Genomic DNA, 20137 nt, shown 5'->3' with positions numbered 1-20137 from the left:
CTGCCGAAGGCTGCGATCTTTTGATCTTTTGATCTTTCAGGCCTGAGCGTCAGCCTCGGCGATCTGCGTCCACAGCGCCGGGCCACCGGCCGACTTGGCGATGATCTCGAGCCGCGCCAGGTGCTCCGCCAGCTCGTCTTCCGTCGCCCGGATGATCCGCGCAGGCTGACGATTCGCCGGCAGACGACGGATTTCGGTGGCGGAGTTGTCCGCGCCCTCGCCCGTGCCATTGCCGTCGGAAGCGTTGCCGGCCAGCGACAGGCTGGTCTGGCCACCGGTCATGGTCAGGTAGACGTCGGCGAGAATCTCCGAGTCGAGCAAAGCGCCGTGCAGTTCACGGCCGGAGTTGTCGACGCCATAACGCTTGCACAAGGCGTCGAGGCTGTTGCGCTGCCCCGGGTGACGTTCCCGCGCCATCATCAGGGTGTCGAGAATGGTGCAGTGCTGCGTGATGTCCGCACGATCGTGCTGGCCCATCAAGGCGAATTCGTTGTTGATGAAGCCAACGTCGAACGCCGCGTTATGGATGATCAACTGCGCGCCATTGATGAACTCGAAGAACTCGTCGGCGACCTCGGCGAAACGCGGTTTGCCGACGAGGAATTCGTTGGTGATGCCGTGAACGCCGATCGCCCCTTCATCACTCTCGCGATCCGGTTGCAGGTAGATGTGAAAGTGCCGGCCCGTCAGGCGCCGACCGATCAGTTCGACACAGCCGATTTCAATGATCCGGTGACCATCGGTCACCGGCATGCCGGTGGTTTCGGTATCAAGTACAACGGATCTGGTGGCCATCAGTGTTCAGTTCTCAACGGGGTCAATCGTGCAAAAGCGGCGATGTTAACACGCTCACGGTGCGCGTCGCCCACCACCGCTTGATCGGCGCCGATAACCCTGTAGGAGCTGCCGCAGGGGAATGCATTCCAGATGGCAGGAGTGAGCCTGCTGGCAATCAGCTCTGCTTGTAGCCGCGCACTTCATCTACCCCACGGTTGGCCAATTGGTCAGCCCGTTCGTTCCCGTGATGACCAATGTGCCCGCGCACCCACTTCCAGGTGACCTTGTGGCGATTGACCTGCTCATCCAGCTCTTTCCACAGGTCGGCGTTTTTCACCGGCTCTTTCGCGGCGGTTTTCCAGCCGCGTTTCTTCCAGTTGGCCATCCACTCGTTGATGCCTTTCATCACGTACTGCGAGTCGGTCACCAGCAGCACTTCGCAAGGACGCTTCAGGGCTTCAAGGCCACGGATGGCGCCGAGCAGTTCCATACGGTTGTTGGTGGTGTTGGCTTCGCCGCCCCACAGTTCCTTTTCCACGCCCTTGCACACCAGCAAGGCACCCCAGCCGCCCGGGCCGGGGTTGCCCTTGCAGGCGCCGTCGGTGAACAGTTCTACGCTATCGACGCTTTCGCTCATGCCACGCTATCCAGATAAATGCCTGGCCCCGTCAATCGCGGATCGACGATGGCCGCGGCCGGAGCAGGTCCGGCCACTATAAAAAGAAGGTTTACGGTTCGATCCGACGGCGGTTGACCTTGGCCATCGGCAGCGGAATCAGCTTGCCCATCGGCTCGCGACGCTCCTGACGCAACGGTCGCAGGCCAACCACGATCTTGCGCGCGACCAATAAATAGAAGCCACCGCCCGACAGTTGCCAGTCGCCGGCCTTGCGTTCCCAGCCGGCCAGTCGGGCCTGCCACTTGGGCGACGCGAGCGGCGGACGATAGCACCCGAAGCGGCGTTTCTCCAGCGCAAAGCCCAGCAGGTTGAGCCAGTCGGCAACCCGCGACGGCGAGATGCAGCGCGCCTGGCGCAAGGCGTCGTGGGCGAACACATGGCGCAGGCCCCAGGTGCTCCAGGGATTGATGCCGATGATCAGCAGATGCCCGCCGGGGCGTACGCTGCTCGCCGCTTCACGCAGCAATCCGTGGGGCGACAGGCAGAAATCCAGACCGTGCTGCAACACCACCACGTCGGCGGCGTGCTCGCTCAACGGCCAGGCCTGTTCCTCGCAGACGATCTCGACCCCCGGCAATGGCGCGCCAAGCCGCACGTTGCGCTGCACCTGTGGCGCCGACGGCGGGGTCTGCGCCGATGGCCCGTAATGCACCAGATAGCCGCCGAAGAACCGCCCCAACTCGTCTTCGAGCATGCGTCGTTCTTCATCCAGCAGAAATTGCCCGAGCGGGCCGGCGAGCCATTCACGGGCCGCGCCGATCAACGCCAGCCAGTCGGGATCGGCCTGAGCGAACGCTTTATCGGTCATGTCATTCTCCAACGCCGCTAGAAGCTCTAAGATGCGCCAATGTTTTCCGCTTGGCGAATTCCGACGATGATACAGATCAGTGCCCTGCCCGCGTTCACCGACAACTACATCTGGTTGTTACAGGATCACCGCACCCAGCGCTGCGCCGTGGTCGATCCGGGCGATGCCGCGCCGGTGCAGGCCTGGCTCGCCGCACACCCGGGCTGGGTGCTGAGCGACATTCTGATCACCCATCACCACCACGACCACGTCGGCGGCGTCGAACGCCTGAAAGCCGCGAGCGGCGCCACAGTCTACGGCCCGGCCAGCGAAAACATCCCGGGGCGCGATGTGGCGCTCAAGGACAACGACACGGTCAGCGTCCTCGGCTGGGACTTCGATGTCTATGCGGTGCCCGGTCACACCCTCGGCCACATTGCCTATTACCACCACGGCCTGCTGTTTTGCGGTGACACCCTGTTCGCCGCCGGTTGCGGGCGCCTGTTCGAAGGCACGCCGCAACAGATGCACCACTCGCTCAGCCGCCTCGCCGCGCTACCCGAGGATACGTTGGTGTATTGCACCCATGAATACACTCTGAGCAACCTGAAGTTTGCCGCCGCGGTCGAACCGGGCAACCCGGACATTGCCGCCCGTCTGGAAAAAAGTCGCTCAACAAACGGGAAAAAGGCGTGATGACCCTGCCGTCGACCCTGGCCCTGGAAAAGCTCACCAATCCGTTTCTGCGCACCTCTGAAACATTAGTTACACAAAAAGTGGACGAACGGGCAGGCGCTCAAAACCGGGCGCCGAGTGAGGTTTTTGCGGCTCTGCGGGCGTGGAAAGATAAATTCTAAGTGACTCGCCCCCTGGTACAAAAATTCTGAATGGTTGACCGCAGGGGGTGCGCTTTCTAGAATCGCCCGACATTTTTGCCCGGAACTTACTTCCAGCCAATGTCGTCATCCATACGTAAGTCCGTCAATTCAGACACGTTGACCCGCCTGGCCCAAGCCATCGCGGTGGCTGTGTCCGCCACATTGGCGGGCTGTTCCAGCCATGCTCCGCAGACTGAAGCGACCCATACGCCGAACATTGCTGCGCGAGCCAAGCAGAAACCGATCTGGCTGAGCGAAAAGCCCAGCCCGCAGGTGCCTCAGGACATCTGGGAGCGCATGCGCGGTGGTTTCCAGCTGCAGGACGGCCTGGGCGTCAACCCGCGCATCGAGCAACAGCGCCTGTGGTTCGCCAGCAACCCTTCTTTCCTCGAGAATGCCGGCGAACGCGGCAGTCTCTACATTCATTACATCGTCGAGCGTCTCGAAGAGCGCAACATGCCGCTGGAACTGGCCCTGCTGCCAGTGATCGAGAGCGCCTACAACCCGATGGCCTACTCGCGCGCCGACGCCTCGGGGCTGTGGCAATTCATTCCGTCCACCGGTCGCTACTACAACCTGCGCCAGACCCGCTTTTATGACGGCCGTCGCGATATCACCGCCTCGACCACCGCTGCGATGGATTACCTGACCCGTCTGCACGACATGTTCAACGGCGACTGGCTGCTGGCCCTGGCGGCCTACAACGCCGGTGAAGGCACGGTGAGCCGCGCCATCGAGCGCAACGAGAAGCTCGGCCTGCCGACCGACTACTGGAACCTGTCGTCGTTGCCGGCGGAAACCCAGGCGTACGTGCCGAAACTACTGGCCCTGTCGCAAGTGGTGCTGGCCCCGGAAGCCTACGGGGTGAACCTCAACCCGATCGCCAACGAACCGTATTTCCAGGTCGTCGAAATCAACCAGCGCATGGACCTGTCGAAGGTCGCGGCGGTGGCCAACATCGACGAAGACGAACTGTTCCAGCTCAACCCGGCCTTCAAGCAACGCACCACCATCGACGGCCCGCAGCATCTGCTGGTGCCGACGTCCAAGGCGCAACTGCTGACCGCCAGCCTGCAGACCATGCGGCCTGAAGAACTGATCAGTCCCCGTTCGTTGAAACCGGTATTCGACGGTGCCGACCCGACCGAGGTGGCAAAGCTCAAACGCGCCTATCGGGTCAAACGCGGTGACAACCTCGGTTCCATCGCCAAGGCCAACAAGGTCGAAGTCAAGGACCTGCAGCGCTGGAACAAGCTGACCGGCAAGAACCTCAAGGTCGGCCAGACCCTGGTGATGCAGGACACCACCAAGCGCGCCCCGGCTCGCAACAGTGGCCGGATCAACACGGTGATTGCTGCCAACAGCAAGACCAAAGGCAAGACCGACAGCCAGCAGCAGACCCAGTACAAGGTCAAGCGTGGCGACACCCTGTACGTGGTGGCCAAGCGTTTCAACGTCGAGATGCAGCATCTCAAGCGCTGGAACCCGGGCGCCGGCAAGGCCCTCAAGCCTGGGCAGATGCTCACGGTTTACCAGCCGCACTGACAAAGAGCCCCTGAAATTCAGGGGCTTTTTTTATTGCCCGAATTATTGTCCCCGATGGATTCCTTGTGGTGAGGGGATTTATCCCCCGATGGGGCGCGAAGCGGCCCCTGCCTTCCAAAAACCACGGGGACTGCTGCGCAGTCCATCGGGGATAAATCCCCTCGCTACAATGCAAACCGGGTGAGAATTGCACGCCGATTAACAGCCCATTAACCCGCATCTTTTTCCTGTCCAGACAAGCTGTTACTGTACGGCCCACAAAGCCCAAGCCGCCTGGATCGGATCTGACTTGAAGCGTCCCCTCCTCCTGCTCCTGATCAGCCTGGCCTTGAGCTCACCCGCAAGCGCGACGATTACCGAGAGTCACGGTTATGCGCAGTTCGGCACGCTCAAGTACCCGGCCAGATTTACCCACTTCGACTGGGTCAACCCGCAAGCGCCCAAGGGCGGTACGTTGCGGGTGATGGCGTTCGGCACCTTCGATACGGTCAACCCGTACACCTTCAAGGGCACCAGCCCGGTCACCACGCCGAATTTCCTGCAGTACGGCATCAATGAGCTGAACGAGCCGCTGATGGTCGGCACCGGCCAGTATTCGCCGTCCGGCGACGAGCCGGCATCGAGCTATGGCCTGATCGCGCAATCGGTGGAATACAGCGAAGATCGCAGTTGGGTGGTGTTCAATCTGCGCCCGGAAGCACGTTTCCACGATGGCACACCGATCACCGCCTACGACGTGGCGTTCTCCTACCGAACACTGCTCAAGGACGGCCACCCGCTGTACCGCACTGCCCTGCAGGAAGTCTCACGGGTCGACATCCTCAACCCGCAGCGCATTCGTTTCGTGATGAAACGCTCGGGCAATCCGTTATTGATTCTGCGCCTCGGTGAGCTGCCGGTGCTGCCACAGCATTACTGGAAAGATCGCGACTTCAAGGCCACCACCTTCGAACCACCGCTGGGCAGCGGCCCCTATCGCATCACCTCGGTGACGCCGGGGCGGCAGCTGATTTTCGAGCGGGTCAAGGATTACTGGGGCAAGGACCTGCCGGTCAATCGCGGCAAGTACAATTTTGATCGCATGGAAGTCGAGTTCTACCGCGACAGCGACGTGGCCTTCGAAGCGTTCAAGGCCGGTGAATTCGATATCTACATCGAGCATCAGGCGAAGAACTGGGCCAATGGCTACAACTTCCCGGCGGTGCGCCGTGGCGACGTGATCAAGGCGCAGATCCCGCATCAGATCCCGACCCAGAGCCAGGGCCTGTTCATGAACACCCGACGCGCGACCTTCAGCGACGTCAAGGTGCGCGAAGCGCTGGGCCTGATGTTCGACTTCGAGTGGACCAACCGCGCGCTGTTCAGCGACGCCTACAAACGCACCACCAGTTACTACCCCAACAGCGAATTCAGCGCCAGCGGCCTGCCGGTCGGGCACGAATGGCTGATGCTCAAGCCGTATAAAGATCAGTTACCGGCAAAGCTGTTCACCGAGCCGTTCACCTTGCCGCAAACCGATGGCCGTGGCATCCCGCGAGAAACCATGCGCAAGGCCCTGGCGCTGCTCGCCGAGGCCGGCTGGAAGCTCAACGGCCAGCGCCTGCAAAACGCTGCCGGGCAGCCGCTGAGCTTCGAACTGCTGCTGGTCAATCCGAACCTTGAGCGGATCCTGCAGCCGTACATCGAAAACCTCAACAGCATCGGCATCGATGCGCGCCTGCGCACGGTGGATCGCGCCCAGTACAAACAGCGTCTGGATCAATTCGATTTCGACATGATCCTGATGACCCTCAACCAGACCCTCAGCCCGGGCCTGGAGCAGTGGCAGTACTTCCATTCCAGTCAGGTCGGGGTCAAGGGCAGCAAGAATTACGCCGGCATCGCCAACCCCGTGGTCGATCACCTGCTCGAACAATTGCTCGCCGCGCAAACCCGCGACGAACAGGTCGCCGCCGGCAAGGCGCTGGACCGCGTGCTGCTGTGGCAGCACTACAGCATTCCCAACTGGTACCTCAATTATCACCGACTGGCCTACCGCAACCGGTTGGCTTTCGTCACCACGCCGCCCTACACCCTGGGCCTGAGCGCGTGGTGGCTGAAATCTTCGGAGAACAATAAATGACCCTCATCCGTGCCCTGCTCCTGCAGGCCAGCGGTCTGCTGTTCGCCGGGCTGGCGATTGCCGCCCCGCAACACGCGGTGACCCTGTACAACGAGCCGCCGAAATACCCGGCGGACTTCAAACAGTTCGATTACGTGAACCCCGACGCACCCAAGGGCGGGATCTTCCGCCAGGCCGGATTCGGCGGCTTCGACAGCCTCAACCCGTTCATCAGCAAAGGCGTGCCGGCCGATGACGTCGGGCAGATCTACGACACCCTGACCAAGCACAGCCTCGACGAGCCGTTCACCGAGTACGGCCTGATCGCTGCGAAGATCGAGAAAGCCCCGGACAACAGCTGGGTGCGTTTCTACCTGCGTCCGGAAGCGCGCTTTCATGACGGCCATCCGGTGCGCGCCGAAGACGTGGTATTCAGTTTCCAGACCCTGACCAAAGACGGTTCGCCGCTGTTTCGCGGCTACTACAGCGACGTCGATGAGGTGATCGCCGAAGACCCGCTCAAGGTGCTGTTCAAGTTCAAGCACACCAACAATCGCGAGTTGCCGCTGATCCTCGGCCAGTTGCCGGTGCTGCCGAAACACTGGTGGGCCAATCGCGATTTCACCAAGGGCAATCTGGAAATCCCGCTGGGCAGCGGCCCGTACAAGGTCGCCGAAGTGAAGGCCGGGCGCTCGGTGCGCTATGAGCGGGTCAAGGACTATTGGGGCAAGGATTTGCCGGTCAATCGCGGGTTCTACAACTTCGACGTGATGACCACCGATTACTACCGCGACAACACCGTCGCCGTCGAAGCGCTGAAGGCCGGGCAGTTCGATTACTGGCTGGAAATGACCGCGAAGAACTGGGCCAACGCCTACAACATTCCAGCGGTCACCGAAGGCCGGCTGATCAAGGAACAGATCGCCAACAGCAACCCGACCGGCATGCAGGGCTTCGTTTTCAATTTGCGCCGTCCGGTGTTTCAGGATGTGCGGGTGCGGCAGGCGCTCGGTCTGCTGTTCGATTTCGAGTGGACCAACAAACAACTGTTCAACGGTGCCTACTTCCGCACCCGCAGCTATTTCGAGAACTCGGAAATGGCCGCCACCGGCCTGCCGGACGCCGAGCAGCGGGCGATCCTCGAACCGTTTCGCAGCAAACTCCCGGCGCAGGTGTTCAGCGAAGCCTTCGAGAACCCCAAGACCGACGCCAGCGGCATGATCCGCGCCCAGCAGCGCGAAGCCTATCAACTGCTGCAAGAGGCTGGCTGGAAGATTGTCGACGACAAAATGGTCGACGCCAGCGGCAAACCGGTGGTCATCGAGTTCCTCCTCGCGCAGACCGAATTCGAACGCGTACTGCTGCCGTTTAAACGCAATCTGGCCGACCTCGGCATCGATCTGGTGATCCGCCGCGTCGACGTTTCGCAATACATCAACCGCGTGCGCTCACGGGACTTCGACATGATGGTCGGCAGCTTCCCGCAATCCAACTCGCCGGGTAACGAGCAGCGCGAATTCTGGATGAGCGCCGCCGCCGACAAACCGAGCAGCCGCAACACCATGGGTCTGAAGGATCCGATCGTCGATCAACTGGTGGAAAGCCTGATCAACGCCGATTCACGCAGCAGCCTGGTGGCCCATGCCCGGGCGCTGGATCGGGTGCTGCAATGGGGTTACTACGTAGTCCCCAACTGGCACATCAAGACCTGGCGCGTGGCTTACTGGAACCACATCGGTCACCCGAAAGTCTCGCCCAAATACGACATCGGGATTAACACCTGGTGGGTCAAGCCTGACGCGAAACCCGCCATAGAAGTCGAAACCAAACTGCAAGCCGACCCTGTGGGCACGGAGTAATCAGATGCTGGCGTATATTTTTCGGCGACTGCTGCTGATCATCCCGACCCTGTTCGGCATCCTGCTGATCAACTTCGTCATCATCCAGGCCGCGCCAGGCGGCCCGGTGGAACAGATGATCGCCAAGCTCGAAGGTTTCGAAGGCGCCACCAGCCGCATCGCCGGTGGCGGCGCCGAAGTCTCGGTGGCCGGCTCCGCCTATCGCGGCGCGCAAGGCCTGGACCCGGCGCTGATCAAGGAAATCGAGCACATGTACGGCTTCGACAAGTCGGCCCCGGAACGCTTGTGGATCATGGTCAAGAACTACGCGAAGCTGGATTTCGGCGACAGCTTCTTCCGCGACGCCAAGGTCATCGACCTGATCAAGGAGAAGATGCCGGTATCGATCTCGCTCGGGCTGTGGAGCACGCTGATCATGTACCTGGTGTCGATCCCGCTGGGGATCGCCAAGGCCACGCGACACGGCAGCCACTTCGACGTGTGGACCAGTTCGGCGATCATCATCGGCTACGCGATCCCGGCGTTCCTGTTTGCGATTCTGCTGATCGTGGTGTTTGCCGGCGGCAGTTATCTGGACTGGTTCCCGTTGCGCGGCCTGACTTCGAACAACTTCGATGAGCTGAGCCTGAGCGGCAAAGTCCTCGATTACTTCTGGCACCTGGCGCTGCCGGTGACGGCGCTGGTGATCGGCAACTTCGCGACCATGACCCTGCTGACCAAAAACAGCTTCCTCGACGAGATCAACAAGCAGTACGTGGTCACCGCCAAGGCCAAGGGCCTGACGCGCAACCGCGTGCTCTACGGCCACGTGTTCCGCAACGCCATGCTGCTGGTGATTGCCGGGTTCCCTTCCGCGTTCATCGGCATCTTCTTCACCGGCTCGTTGCTGGTGGAGGTGATCTTCTCCCTCGACGGCCTGGGCCTGATGAGTTTCGAAGCGGCGATCAACCGCGATTACCCGGTGGTGTTCGGCACCCTGTTCATCTTCACCCTGCTGGGCCTGGTGGTGAAACTGATCGGCGACCTCACCTACACCCTGGTCGATCCGCGCATCGACTTCGCCAGCCGGGAGCATTGAGATGAACCTGTCCCCGCTCAACCGCCGCCGGTTCGAACTGTTCAAAGCCAACAAGCGTGGCTGGTGGTCGCTGTGGCTGTTTCTGATTCTGTTCGGCCTGAGCCTCGGCGCCGAGCTGATCGCCAACGACAAGCCGCTGCTGGTGCATTACGACAACCACTGGTACTTCCCGGCGATCAAGCGCTACCCGGAAACCACCTTCGGCGGCGAATTCCCGCTGGAAGCCAACTACAAGAGCCCGTATATCCGCGAACTGCTCAAGGCCAAGGATGCGTGGGTGTTGTGGGCGCCGATTCCCTACAGCTACCAGAGCATCAACTACGACCTGAAAGTCCCGGCCCCGGCCCCGCCCTCGGCGGACAACCTGCTGGGCACCGACGATCAGGGCCGCGATGTGCTGGCGCGGGTGATTTACGGCTTCCGCATCTCGGTGCTGTTCGCCCTGACCCTGACCGTGCTCAGCTCGATCATCGGTGTAATTGCCGGCGCATTGCAGGGTTTCTATGGCGGCTGGGTCGATCTGGCCGGGCAGCGCTTTCTGGAAATCTGGTCGGGGCTGCCGGTGCTGTACCTGCTGATCATCCTCGCCAGTTTCGTCCAGCCGAATTTCTGGTGGCTGCTGGGGATCATGCTGCTGTTTTCGTGGATGAGCCTGGTCGACGTGGTGCGCGCCGAGTTCCTGCGTGGGCGCAACCTCGAATACGTGCGTGCGGCGCGGGCGCTGGGCATGCAGAACGGCGCGATCATGTTCCGCCACATTCTGCCCAACGCGATGGTCTCGACCATGACCTTCATGCCGTTCATCCTCACCGGTGCCATCGGCACCCTGACCGCGCTGGATTTCCTCGGCTTCGGCTTGCCGGCCGGCAGCCCGTCGCTGGGTGAACTGGTGGCTCAGGGCAAATCCAACCTGCAGGCGCCGTGGCTGGGCATCAGCGCGTTTGCGGTGCTGGCGCTGATGTTGAGTCTGCTGGTGTTTATCGGCGAGTCCGCTCGCGATGCCTTCGACCCGAGGAAGTGAAATGAATCAGGACAATCTGATCGAAGTGCGCGACCTCGCCGTCGAGTTCGGCTTCAACGAGCGACTGCACCGGGTGGTCGAGGGCGTGAGCTTCGACATCAAGCGCGGCGAAACCCTGGCGCTGGTCGGCGAGTCCGGCTCGGGCAAATCGGTGACCGCGCACTCGATCCTGCGCCTGCTGCCCTACCCGCTGGCCCGCCATCCGGCCGGCAGCATCACCTATGCCGGGCAGAATCTGCTGGACCTGAGCGAAAAAGACCATTCGCCACATCCGTGGCAACCGCATCGCGATGATCTTTCAGGAGCCGATGACCTCGCTCAACCCGCTGCACTCGATCGAGAAACAGATCAACGAGGTGTTGGCCATCCACAAGGGCTTGAGCGGCAAAGTCGCGACCAAGCGCACGCTGGAGCTGCTGGAGATGGTCGGCATCCCCGAGCCGCACAAGCGCCTCAAGGCCCTGCCCCACGAATTGTCTGGCGGCCAGCGCCAGCGGGTGATGATCGCCATGGCGCTGGCCAACGAGCCGGAACTGCTGATCGCTGACGAGCCAACCACCGCACTGGACGTGACCGTTCAGCTGAAAATCCTCGATTTGCTCAAGGAACTTCAGGCTCGATTGGGCATGTCGCTGTTACTGATCAGTCATGATTTGAACCTGGTGCGAAGAATTGCGCATCGCGTATGTGTCATGCAGCGCGGTTGCATCGTCGAACAGGCATCGTGCGCAGAGCTGTTCCGTTCGCCGCAGCATCCGTACACTCGGGAATTGCTCGGCGCGGAGCCCAGCGGAGGCCCGGCGAGCAATAAAATCGGGGCGCCGCTGCTCGAAGTCGAGAACCTGAAAGTCTGGTTCCCGATCAAGAAAGGCCTGCTCAAACGCACGGTGGATTACGTCAAGGCAGTGGACGGCATCAATTTCAGCCTGCCTCAGGGACAGACTCTGGGGATCGTGGGGGAAAGCGGTTCCGGCAAATCCACGCTGGGTCTGGCGATTTTGCGGCTGATCGGCAGCAAAGGCGCGATCCGCTTTGAGGGCAAGCAGCTAGACTGCCTGACGCAGAACGAGGTTCGCCCGTTGCGGCGGGAGATGCAGGTGGTGTTTCAGGACCCGTTCGGCAGCCTGAGCCCGCGAATGTGCGTCAGCGATATCGTTGGCGAAGGCCTGCGGATTCACAAGATGGGCACCGCGACCGAGCAGGAAGCGGCGATTATTGCGGCATTGAAGGAGGTAGGTCTGGATCCGGAAACCCGGCACCGCTACCCCCACGAATTTTCCGGTGGGCAACGGCAACGTATCGCCATTGCCCGGGCCTTGGTGCTGAAACCGGCGCTGATCCTGCTGGACGAGCCCACTTCGGCGCTCGACCGCACGGTGCAGCGGCAAGTGGTGGAGCTGTTGCGTTCACTGCAAGCCAAGTACAACCTGACGTATTTGTTCATCAGCCATGATCTGGCTGTCGTCAAAGCGCTGAGCCACCAGCTGATGGTGGTCAAGCATGGCCAAGTGGTCGAACAGGGAGACGCGCAAGCCATCTTTGCCGCTCCCAAACATTCGTATACACAGCAGTTGCTGGAAGCCGCTTTTCTGGCACCAGCCACTGCGCAATAACCTGAAAGAGGAGCAACACATGGGTTTTCTCGCCGGTAAGCGCGTACTGATCGTCGGTGTCGCCAGCAAGCTGTCCATCGCATCCGGCATCGCTGCCGCCATGCATCGCGAGGGCGCTGAGCTTGCCTTCACTTATCAGAACGACAAACTCAAGGGTCGCGTTGAAGAGTTCGCACAGGGTTGGGGTTCGAGCCCTGAACTGTGCTTCCCGTGCGACGTGGCCAGCGATGAAGAAATCGCCAAGGTCTTCGAAGAACTGAGCAAGAAGTGGGACGGCCTGGACTGCATCGTGCACTCCGTCGGCTTCGCCCCGGGCGACCAACTGGACGGCGACTTCACCGAAGCCACCACCCGTGAAGGTTTCCGCATCGCTCACGACATCAGCGCCTACAGCTTCGTGGCCCTGGCCAAGGCTGGCCGCGAGATGATGAAAGGCCGCAACGGCAGCCTGCTGACCCTGTCGTACCTGGGCGCCGAGCGCACCATGCCGAACTACAACGTGATGGGCATGGCCAAGGCTTCGCTGGAAGCTGGCGTACGTTACCTGGCCGGTTCCCTGGGCCCGGACGGCACCCGCGTCAACTGCGTATCGGCTGGCCCGATCCGTACCCTGGCCGCCTCGGGCATCAAGAACTTCCGCAAGATGCTGGCCGCCAACGAAGCGCAAACTCCACTGCGCCGCAACGTCACCATCGAAGAAGTCGGCAACGCCGGCGCCTTCCTGTGCTCCGACCTGGCGTCGGGCATCAGTGGTGAAATCATGTACGTGGACGGCGGCTTCAACACCACCGCCATGGGCAACATCGAAGAGTAATCTTCACGCTGCCGATAAAAAGCCCGCCAATTGGCGGGCTTTTTCATGCCTGCGATGCCAGGCAACGGGCGAACAACTGCTGAATCGGCTGGCTGCGCTGGCTGTAACGCTGCAACAGCACCATCTCCCGATAAAACTTCAGCTCGCCCAGTTCGATCACTCTCACCCTCAGCGGATGCTCCAGCCACAGCCCAGCCATGGGCAGCAACGAAACCCCGAGCCCGCATTCGACCATTTTAACGATCGCTTCCAGCTCATCCAGCTCCAGCGCTACGTGGACGTCTATCCGCTGCTCACGCAGAAAGCGCGTCACCAGTCGCCCCCCCGAACGAGTTACGGTCGTAGCGCACATGAGGATGCTCGGCGAGCAATTGCAGCGGATCATCGCCCTCGACACCGCGCGGTACGATCAGCACGAACGGTTCGCGTCGGATCACCTGCGCTGCCAGCTCCTTGGGCAATTCGAACGGCGGCTTGATCATGACCGCCAGATCGACCTGCCCTGCATCCACTTGGCTCAGCAGGTTCAGCGACACACCCGGCACCAGTTTCGGCTCCACGCCGGGCGCCTGTTGGCGCAAGCGCAGCAAGGCCTGAGGCAACAACCCCGTCTGCGCGGTGGCCACGGCGCCGATTCTCAGCTCGCCGCGAAACTCGCTGGCGTCTTCGCTGATCGCCATGCGGCTGAAGGTGGCGAGCATTTCCTGCGCCATCGGCACCGCGCGCTGCCCTGCCGGATTGAGGATCGCCTGCCGCCCGGTGCGATCGAACAGTCTTACGCCGAGGGTCTGTTCCAGATTGCGGATCTGCGCGCTGACCGCCGATTGCGTCAGGCCGACATGAAGACCCGCCGCGGCAAACGTGCCGTGCTGCGCCACCGCCAGAAAGGTCTTGAGTTCACGCAGCATGGACACCTCGATTGATCGAAATAATTTGAGCTCGGCGCAAAAACTATCGTCTTTCAATCGAAATTCACAGCGCTAGACTCAGCTCACCCCAACCGTTGATCGAGACCGCACCTATGTCACTCAGCCCATTCCATCTGGCCATCCCCGTCTATGACCTGGCCGCCGCACGGCACTTTTACCGCGAAGTTTTCGGGCTGGAGGAAGGTCGTTCCAGCGCACACTGGGTCGACTTCAACTTCTTCGGCCATCAACTGGTGATTCATCTGGCGCCGAAAAACGCTGCACAGGAAGCTGCCCACACCAATGCCGTGGACGGGCATGACGTGCCGGTGCCGCATTTCGGGGTGGTGCTGGGGATGGCGCAATGGCAGGCGCTGGCCGAACGCCTGACATCACTGGGTACGCGGTTTGTGATTGAGCCGGGGATTCGCTTTCAGGGCCTGGTGGGCGAACAAGCGACGATGTTTCTGTTCGACCCGTGTGGCAATGCGCTGGAGTTCAAGGCGTTCAAGGATATCGGGCAGTTGTTTGCCAAATAGAAGTGTGGCGTCTGACTGGCCGCTATCGCTGGCAAGCCAGCGCCCACAAGGTTCCGTGCAGTCCCTGGATTGTGTGGGCAGCCGCGAAATCTGTGGGAGCTGGCTTGCCAGCGATGAGGCCCTCAATGGCCGCGCTTCAATTGCTGCTTGTGTTCGTACATTGCGCTATCGGCATCGGCCAGCAGCCGATCCACCGTGTCATGCCGTTGCGGATCGTATTCGATCTGGCCGACGCTGAAGCGGATGTCGTAGCCGCGTTGCAACATCGTATTGCGCTCGTCGAGGATGTCCTTGAGCCGCGCCATGATCGCCGTGGTTTCGACGTGACTGGAGCCGGTCAGCAGCGCCACGAACTCATCACCGCCCAGGCGCCCGACCACGTCGCTCTCGCGAAAAGCGATGCGCAGCACGTCGGCGAAGGTCTTCAGCGCACTGTCGCCTTCGGCATGCCCATAGTGATCATTGATGTGTTTGAAGTCATTGAGATCGAAAAACAGCAGCGTCGCCGGTTTGTCCCGGTGCTTGCAGGCCTCCAGCGCATACTGAGCAAGGGCCTTGAAACCACGGCGGTTGGACAGCAGCGTCAGCTCGTCCATGTTCGCCATCTGCACCGCCATCAATTCCTGCTCGGCCATCCCGGCCAGATCGCGCAACAGCCCGCGCTCCTCGTCATCGAGCTCGCGCGGCTTGGTGTCGATCAGGCACAGCGTGCCCATCTTGTTGCCGTTGGGCACGGTCAGCGGGTAGCCCGCGTAAAAACGGATGTTCGGCTCGCCGGTCACCAGCGGATTGTCATGAAAGCGTTTGTCTTGCTTGGCATCCGGCACCAGCAGCAATTCATCCTGAAGAATCGCGTGCCCACAGAACGACACATCCCGTGGGGTTTCGTTGACGTCGAGGCCGACGCACGACTTGAACCATTGCCGATCCTTGTCGACCAGCGTGACCAACGCAATCGGCACGTTGAACAGCCGTTTGGCCAGACGCGTCAAACGGTCGAAACGCTCTTCGGGCGCAGAGTCCAGGACGTTCAGTCCGTGCAATGCCTGGATTCGCACAGCTTCATTGGCGGGTTTGATCGGGGCCAGCATCACGCACTCCATCAGGGTCAACGACCGTTAGAGTAGCTTGAATCGCCAGCGACTCACACACTCAACCGCCCGCCACCGGGCACGGCCCGCCGGCATCGGCCCAAAGCTTGAACTGGGCCACAAAAATGTCATGCGGCACTGGCACCGGCGTTCGCCCGGCTCCGGGATTCCAGCCCCACAGCACCAGTTTGTCGTCGCTGACATGTTTGATCAGCGCGGCGAAGTCACGGTCGCCGTTGCTGGAACGATCCTTGATCATCGCGCACAACTTGTCCGGCGGCAGGCCAATCCAGGCCATCTTGTGCGCCGCCGGTGGCAGACTCCAGTGCGGCGCCCCCGGAGGCGCATGCGGGCCATAACTGTCGGGCGGGTTGCGCTCGGCATGGCAGGTGGCGCAAGGCAAACCGGCGGCGCCCTTGCCGTCCATGCCGCGCACGACATTCATCGCGTGCGGTTTGCCGGCATCGAATTGCAGCGGCGAGTCGCCGGGAATGTGGCAGTTCTGGCAACGCGGGCTCTGGAACACCTTCTGCACCGTGCCGAACGCCTTGAGCGCCTCCTGATCATCGGCGAACAGGTCCGAAGCGTAGCCGCCCAGCCCCAGCAGAATCACCGTGCCCAACAGCAGATGTCGTTTCATCTCACACCCCCGACAGTTGCAGCGGCAGTTCACGCAGGCGTTGCCCGGTCAGTGCATACACCGCGTTGGCCACCGCCGGCGCGGTAGGCGGAACACCGGCCTCGCCGATGCCGCCGGGTTTGTCGCGACTGGGCACGATATGCACCTCGACCAGCGGCATCTCATTGAGGCGCAGCACCTGATAGTCGTGATAATTGGATTGCACCACCGCGCCGTCCTTGACCGTCAGCTTGCTGTGCAGCGCCATGCCCAGGCCAAAGGTGATGCACGATTCCATCTGCGCCGCGATGCTCTGCGGATTGACCGCGATCCCGCAATCCACCGCACACACCACGCGGTGCACGCGGATCGCCAGATTGTCCTGGGAGACCTCGGCCACCTGCGCCACATAACTGCCGAACGACTCGTGCACCGCCACGCCCAGCGCATGCCCGTCCGGCAATGGCGCTGTCCAGTTGGCCTTCTCCACCGCCAGATTCAGCACACCGAGATGGCGCGCATGATCCTTGAGCAACGTTCGCCGGTATTCCACCGGGTCCTTGCCGGCCGCCGTGGCCATTTCATCGATCAGCGACTCCATGACGAACGCGGTGTGGCTGTGCCCGACCGAACGCAGCCACAACACATTGATCCCGGTCTGCGGCGAATGCAGCTCGACCTGTTGATGAGCCAGGCCTTTGATATACGGGCTGTCAGCCACGCCTTCGACCGAGGTTGCGTCGATGCCGTTCTTGACCATGGTCTGTTCAAGCATCGTGCCGGCCATGATCGACTGACCGACCAGCACATGCTGCCAGCTCAACGGCATGCCCTGCCCGTCGAGGCCGATGCGCGCCTGATGCAGGAACATCGAGCGGTAATAACCGCCACGAATGTCATCCTCACGGGACCACACGGTTTTCACCGGCATCCCGGCCGCTTTCGCCACTTGCACGGCTTCAGCGACGAAGTCCGAGGTCGGATTGGCCCGGCGCCCGAAACCGCCACCGAGAAACTCGGTGTGAATCTCCACCTGCTCCGGTTTGAGCCCGGTGATCTTGCCGGCGACCATCTGATCCAGGGTCTGGAATTGCGTGCCGGTCCAGATTTCGCACTTGTCGGCGCTGATCTTCACCGTGCAGTTGAGCGGTTCCATCGGTGCATGCGCCAGATACGGCACGCTGTATTCGACGTCGATTTTCTTCGCCGCTTTATTGAAGTTGCCCTGCGGATCCCCGGCCTGACCGGCGGAAGTCCCAGGTGTCGCCGCCAGTTTGCGAAAGCTGTCGAGCAGGCCCTGGCTACTCAGGTCAGTGTGCGGGCCCATGTCCCAATCGACTTTCAAGGCATCACGCCCGAGTTTCGCCGCCCAGTAATGATCGGCAATCACCGCCACGCCGGTCGGCACCTGTACCACTTTGTGCACGCCGGGCACCGCCAGCGCCTCGGCCCCCTCGAAGGATTTGACCGTGGCACCGAACACCGGCGCACGGGCAACCATCGCGGTCATCAAGCCGTCGAACTGCACGTCCATGCCGAACTTGGCGCGCCCGGTGATTTTCTCCGGGGTGTCGAGGCGTTTGGTCGGTTTGCCGATGACTTTCCAGTCCTTGGCCTCCTTGAAGGTGATCGACTTCGGATCCGGCACCGGCAGTTGCCCGGCGGCGTCCGCCAGTTCGCCGTAAGTGGCACGTTTATCACCGGCGATCACGACGCCCGATTCGGTGCGAATCGTCGATGCAGCGACGTTGAAGCGCTTGGCCGCCGCTTCCACCAGCATCTGCCGCGCCGTGGCCCCTGCGAGCCGGTAACGGTCGAACTCCATCCAGGTCGAGGTCGAGCCGCCGGTAATCTGCATCCCGCCAAACGCCGGCATGCCGTAATTGGCCGCCGAGGCCGGCGAATGTTCGACGCGGATCGTCGACCAGTCGGCGTCCAGCTCTTCGGCGATCAGCATGGTCAGGCCAGTCCAGATGCCCTGGCCCATTTCCGAATGCCCGAGCAACACCGTCACGCTGTTGTCGGCGGCGATACGCAAAAACGCATTGGGCGCGAAGACCTTGCCTTCATTCTCCGCTGCCCGCGCAAACCGATGGGCACCGGGCACGACAAACGCCACCACCAGACCGCCACCCAGCACGGCACTGCCCTTGAGAAAGCCGCGACGCGATACAGGACTGTTCATCGTCTGTCTCCCAATCAGCCAATCTCGGCCGCACGTTTCACCGCAGCGCGGATTCGCGGATAGGTGCCGCAGCGGCAAATGTTGCCGGAGAGCGCCTGATCGATATCGCTGTCGGTGGGTTGGGGGATTTTCGCCAGCAGCGCCGCGGCAGACATGATCTGCCCGGACTGACAGTAACCGCATTGCACCACGTCGAGTTCGGCCCAGGCTTGCTGCACCGGGTGCGAGCCGTCGGTGGACAGGCCTTCGATGGTGAGGATTTTCTGGCCGTTGGCCACGGCAGTGGCGGGCGTGATGCAGGCACGCAACGGTGCCCCATCCACGTGAACGGTGCAGGCGCCGCACTGGGCCATGCCACAGCCGAATTTGGTACCGGTCAGGTGCGCCACATCACGCAGGACCCAGAGCAGCGGCATGTCTGCCGGCACATCGAGTTCCTGATCCTTGCCATTGATATTCAAGGTCAGCATCGGGGGTTTTCCTCAGACTCACGGTGTTCTGAAGGGGCGTCGCTACGGCCATCGAAGCCTGTGCGCGCCTCGGCTTATCCCTTTCAGCAAAGCCCAAATTGCGCCGCAAGCCAGACGTTGCGACCACCGGTCATGCCTCAACGTATAAATGTCGACTTTAATCTTCTGGCTGATAACGGCGCTCACCCGAGCCAGCACCACCGGCCTGCGACGAGCGCGGTCACCCATCACATTGGTCAGGAGTCGCGAACATGGGATTTGTCACTACTCAAGACGGCGTCGATATCTTCTACAAGGACTGGGGCCCGAAGGACGCTCCGGTGATCCACTTCCACCACGGCTGGCCACTCAGCTCGGACGACTGGGATGCGCAGATGCTGTTCTTTCTGGCCCAGGGCTTTCGGGTGATTGCCCATGACCGGCGCGGGCACGGGCGATCGAGCCAGGTCTGGGACGGCCACGACATGGATCATTACGCCGACGATGCGCTGGCGGTGGTTCAGCATCTGGGGGTGAAGAACGTGGTGCACGTCGGCCACTCCACCGGCGGCGGTGAGGTCATCCACTACATCGCCCGGCATGGGCAGGACAACGTAGCCAAAGGCGTGCTGATCAGCGCGGTGCCACCGTTGATGGTCCAGACCGAAAGCAATCCCGGTGGTTTGCCGAAATCGGTGTTCGATGATTTTCAGGCACAACTGGCGGCCAATCGCGCGCAGTTCTATCGCGACATTCCCAGCGGTCCTTTCTATGGCTACAACCGTCCGGGAGCAAAACCTTCGGAAGGGATCATCGGCAATTGGTGGCGTCAGGGCATGATCGGCGGCGCCAAGGCGCATTACGACGGGATCGTTGCCTTCTCGCAGACCGACTTCACCGAAGACCTGAAGAAGGTCACCGTACCGGTGCTGGTGATGCATGGCGAGGACGACCAGATCGTGCCGTATGCGAACTCGGGGCCTTTATCGGCGAAACTGCTGCCAAATGGCACGCTGAAGTCGTATCCGGGCTTTCCGCACGGGATGCCGACAACCGAGGCGGCGACGATCAATGCGGATTTGTTGGCGTTTATTCGCGGCTGACACACATCATTGTGGGAGCTGGCTTGCCAGCGATGACGGTGGATCAGGCAACATCAATTGTGGATGCGCCGGCCTCATCGCTGGCAAGCCA

Annotated in this window: 15 protein-coding genes and 3 pseudogenes; 10 read left to right on the top strand and 8 right to left on the bottom strand. The window is 61.6% G+C overall.

Annotated elements, in window-relative coordinates; all coding sequences use genetic code 11:
* Positions 1-36: 36 nt before the first annotated feature.
* From dnaQ to HT737_RS27070, 3 genes are all read right to left on the bottom strand, one after another.
* Positions 37-795 carry a DNA polymerase III subunit epsilon gene (dnaQ, locus tag HT737_RS27080; RefSeq protein ID WP_182404359.1) on the bottom strand — a complete coding sequence of 253 codons (759 nt, stop codon included), beginning with the start codon at positions 793-795 and terminating at the stop codon, positions 37-39.
* A gap of 157 nt (positions 796-952) precedes the next feature.
* Entirely contained in the window at positions 953-1414 is a 462-nt protein-coding gene (rnhA, locus tag HT737_RS27075; RefSeq protein WP_003224162.1) for a ribonuclease HI, read from the bottom strand.
* 91 nt (positions 1415-1505) lie between these two features.
* Positions 1506-2264 carry a methyltransferase domain-containing protein gene (locus tag HT737_RS27070; RefSeq protein WP_047293705.1) on the bottom strand — a complete coding sequence of 253 codons (759 nt, stop codon included), beginning with the start codon at positions 2262-2264 and terminating at the stop codon, positions 1506-1508.
* A 66-nt stretch (positions 2265-2330) separates the two neighbouring features.
* Between HT737_RS27070 and gloB the strand changes: the two are divergent.
* The 8 genes and pseudogenes from gloB to fabI all read left to right on the top strand — a co-directional run bounded on the left by gloB (position 2331) and on the right by fabI (position 13152).
* Positions 2331-3100, top strand: a pseudogene (gloB, locus tag HT737_RS27065) (hydroxyacylglutathione hydrolase).
* A 99-nt stretch (positions 3101-3199) separates the two neighbouring features.
* On the top strand, positions 3200-4666 hold the full coding sequence (locus HT737_RS27060) for a LysM peptidoglycan-binding domain-containing protein (RefSeq protein ID WP_182404358.1): 1467 nt from the start codon (positions 3200-3202) through the stop codon (positions 4664-4666).
* A gap of 289 nt (positions 4667-4955) precedes the next feature.
* Positions 4956-6788, top strand: a complete 1833-nt coding sequence (locus HT737_RS27055) for an extracellular solute-binding protein (protein WP_182404357.1) — start codon at positions 4956-4958, stop codon at positions 6786-6788.
* Positions 6785-8626: an extracellular solute-binding protein gene (locus HT737_RS27050; protein ID WP_182404356.1), complete on the top strand. Its 1842-nt coding sequence runs from the start codon at positions 6785-6787 to the stop codon at positions 8624-8626. The genes HT737_RS27055 and HT737_RS27050 overlap by 4 nt, the downstream gene beginning before the upstream one ends.
* 4 nt (positions 8627-8630) lie before the next feature.
* Entirely contained in the window at positions 8631-9704 is a 1074-nt protein-coding gene (locus HT737_RS27045; protein WP_095668974.1) for a microcin C ABC transporter permease YejB, read from the top strand.
* 1 nt (position 9705) lies between these two features.
* Positions 9706-10725, top strand: coding sequence for an ABC transporter permease (locus HT737_RS27040; protein WP_047293700.1), 1020 nt, complete (start codon positions 9706-9708; stop codon positions 10723-10725).
* Position 10726: 1 nt separating this feature from the next.
* Positions 10727-12338 (top strand): annotated as a pseudogene (locus HT737_RS27035) (ABC transporter ATP-binding protein).
* Positions 12339-12357: 19 nt separating this feature from the next.
* Positions 12358-13152, top strand: coding sequence for an enoyl-ACP reductase FabI (gene fabI / locus HT737_RS27030; RefSeq protein WP_003202751.1), 795 nt, complete (start codon positions 12358-12360; stop codon positions 13150-13152).
* Between the two features lie 43 nt (positions 13153-13195).
* Here fabI and HT737_RS27025 read toward each other — a convergent pair.
* Positions 13196-14060 (bottom strand): annotated as a pseudogene (locus HT737_RS27025) (LysR family transcriptional regulator).
* A gap of 113 nt (positions 14061-14173) precedes the next feature.
* On the opposite strand from HT737_RS27025, the gene HT737_RS27020 reads away from it, so the two are divergent.
* Positions 14174-14599 (top strand): VOC family protein, encoded by a 426-nt coding sequence (locus HT737_RS27020; protein ID WP_041067301.1) that lies wholly within the window; start codon positions 14174-14176, stop codon positions 14597-14599.
* 122 nt (positions 14600-14721) lie between these two features.
* Here HT737_RS27020 and HT737_RS27015 read toward each other — a convergent pair whose 3' ends face one another.
* The 4 genes from HT737_RS27015 to HT737_RS27000 form a co-directional block, all read right to left on the bottom strand.
* Positions 14722-15690, bottom strand: a complete 969-nt coding sequence (locus HT737_RS27015; RefSeq protein WP_047293691.1) for a sensor domain-containing diguanylate cyclase — start codon at positions 15688-15690, stop codon at positions 14722-14724.
* 61 nt (positions 15691-15751) lie between these two features.
* Positions 15752-16330, bottom strand: a complete 579-nt coding sequence (locus HT737_RS27010) for a hypothetical protein (protein ID WP_108182956.1) — start codon at positions 16328-16330, stop codon at positions 15752-15754.
* A 1-nt stretch (position 16331) separates the two neighbouring features.
* Entirely contained in the window at positions 16332-18494 is a 2163-nt protein-coding gene (locus HT737_RS27005) for a xanthine dehydrogenase family protein molybdopterin-binding subunit (RefSeq protein WP_182404355.1), read from the bottom strand.
* Between the two features lie 14 nt (positions 18495-18508).
* Positions 18509-18964, bottom strand: a complete 456-nt coding sequence (locus tag HT737_RS27000) for a (2Fe-2S)-binding protein (RefSeq protein WP_182404354.1) — start codon at positions 18962-18964, stop codon at positions 18509-18511.
* 251 nt (positions 18965-19215) lie between these two features.
* On the opposite strand from HT737_RS27000, the gene HT737_RS26995 reads away from it, so the two are divergent.
* Positions 19216-20046 carry an alpha/beta fold hydrolase gene (locus tag HT737_RS26995; RefSeq protein ID WP_182404353.1) on the top strand — a complete coding sequence of 277 codons (831 nt, stop codon included), beginning with the start codon at positions 19216-19218 and terminating at the stop codon, positions 20044-20046.
* The last annotated feature ends 91 nt before the right edge of the window (positions 20047-20137 follow it).

Source organism: Pseudomonas sp. MD195_PC81_125, from assembly GCF_014060985.1.
GTDB lineage: Bacteria > Pseudomonadota > Gammaproteobacteria > Pseudomonadales > Pseudomonadaceae > Aquipseudomonas > Aquipseudomonas parakoreensis.
Note: the sequence above shows the minus strand (reverse complement) of the source record. Positions and strands in the feature narration are given on the sequence as shown.

Excerpts from the sequence above, each read along its gene's own strand:
- HT737_RS27060 (WP_182404358.1), top strand. The coding sequence starts at position 3,200 with ATGTCGTCATCCATACGTAAGTCCGTCAATTCAGACACGTTGACCCGC.
- HT737_RS27020 (WP_041067301.1), top strand. The coding sequence starts at position 14,174 with ATGTCACTCAGCCCATTCCATCTGGCCATCCCCGTCTATGACCTGGCC.
- HT737_RS26995 (WP_182404353.1), top strand. The coding sequence starts at position 19,216 with ATGGGATTTGTCACTACTCAAGACGGCGTCGATATCTTCTACAAGGAC.
- HT737_RS27000 (WP_182404354.1), bottom strand. The coding sequence starts at position 18,964 with ATGCTGACCTTGAATATCAATGGCAAGGATCAGGAACTCGATGTGCCG.
- HT737_RS27040 (WP_047293700.1), top strand. The coding sequence starts at position 9,706 with ATGAACCTGTCCCCGCTCAACCGCCGCCGGTTCGAACTGTTCAAAGCC.
- rnhA (WP_003224162.1), bottom strand. The coding sequence starts at position 1,414 with ATGAGCGAAAGCGTCGATAGCGTAGAACTGTTCACCGACGGCGCCTGC.
- HT737_RS27045 (WP_095668974.1), top strand. The coding sequence starts at position 8,631 with ATGCTGGCGTATATTTTTCGGCGACTGCTGCTGATCATCCCGACCCTG.
- dnaQ (WP_182404359.1), bottom strand. The coding sequence starts at position 795 with ATGGCCACCAGATCCGTTGTACTTGATACCGAAACCACCGGCATGCCG.
- fabI (WP_003202751.1), top strand. The coding sequence starts at position 12,358 with ATGGGTTTTCTCGCCGGTAAGCGCGTACTGATCGTCGGTGTCGCCAGC.
- HT737_RS27005 (WP_182404355.1), bottom strand. The coding sequence starts at position 18,494 with ATGAACAGTCCTGTATCGCGTCGCGGCTTTCTCAAGGGCAGTGCCGTG.
- HT737_RS27070 (WP_047293705.1), bottom strand. The coding sequence starts at position 2,264 with ATGACCGATAAAGCGTTCGCTCAGGCCGATCCCGACTGGCTGGCGTTG.
- HT737_RS27015 (WP_047293691.1), bottom strand. The coding sequence starts at position 15,690 with ATGCTGGCCCCGATCAAACCCGCCAATGAAGCTGTGCGAATCCAGGCA.
- HT737_RS27010 (WP_108182956.1), bottom strand. The coding sequence starts at position 16,330 with ATGAAACGACATCTGCTGTTGGGCACGGTGATTCTGCTGGGGCTGGGC.
- HT737_RS27050 (WP_182404356.1), top strand. The coding sequence starts at position 6,785 with ATGACCCTCATCCGTGCCCTGCTCCTGCAGGCCAGCGGTCTGCTGTTC.